This window comes from Endozoicomonas sp. SESOKO4 (genome assembly GCF_024606275.1).
On sequence record NZ_JAHHPS010000079.1, the window covers coordinates 1 to 1094 of the forward strand.

The 1094-nt window shown below is 46.0% G+C and carries 1 protein-coding gene; it reads left to right on the plus strand.

The window, feature by feature from the left end; translation table 11 throughout:
- Nucleotides 1–480 precede the first annotated feature (480 nt).
- The coding region (locus tag KDK16_RS01335; RefSeq protein WP_257274335.1) for a hypothetical protein at nucleotides 481–1094 on the plus strand (614 nt) is incomplete at its 3' end.

Consider the following 1094-nt stretch of genomic DNA (forward strand, 5'->3'; position numbering starts at 1 on the left):
GGGTGGCTAGATTATTAGCGGTTGATATGACGTAAGTTTTTTTGAACGGCAACACCAGACTGCTACCCCGGTATCAACTTCTTCAAGATACTTTACTGGTTGATGCTGCAGAAGGTTGGGTTACACATGGCCAATAACCTAAATAGCAATTTAGAAATACTTGGCTATTCTCTGTTTCTACTCCGAACAACAAGATTGATCAGTGGTGCTACTTTTTTCCGGGGCAAAAAGTCAACACAGATTGTTCTGGGGTTTCCTATTAGGGAGAGAGCGGGTTGGTATTATTGACACAAGTTGTGTAACGAGACTTGAATGCATCTTTACCGCTTATTAGTAGCATTTGTTCTTTCCATGCTAGCTATTGCGATTCTGCCATTATGCAATTCCTCAATCCTCATTGAACGGCATAATTCCGATGGACACAAAGTTCGGATTGAAATCAATGACGGTACAGTTCCTCGGGTTGTAAGTCAGTGGCAAGTGAGTTTGCTGCTTCCGGAGGGCTTCGATGATCAATACTGTGTCCTTTGCTTCAAGACACCTGTGGTGTCAGCAGACTCGGACATTATCGCACTATTAGTCAAGAACGACCTGAGCAACTATCCACCCCCTCCACCCTGGAAGGGTGGAGGGGGCTGGCCATCGGGATTATTCGAAATTGATCTGGTTATCCTGACACCCGTCATCTCGTGGCTGATGTCCAAAGGCAGGGATTCTACCTCGTTTGAGGAACAGCCATCACTGGCACGTTTGAAAATGACACGGGTTAATGCCGACGGTTATTCCAGTGAAGCCGTTATACCTGTCGGTTGGCGCGATTTCCTGAATATTGAGCAAATGACCGATGTTTATTTCTGGAACACCCTCTTCCAGCGTACCGCCATTGCTTGTCCGGCCAGCGAAAACCATCAATGTTTAAAATTGTTTCTTGAGCGTACAGCCTTGAAGACACATCATGCTGTCAGCTTTAAAGAAGGTAGTGCGGATGGAGAACCCTATGGCAAGGTAGCCGATCAAGAATCAAAGGACGAAAATAACGACCATCAAAAGGAGCAAAGAGATGAACCTGAAGGTCAGGAGAGCAGATCACCGGC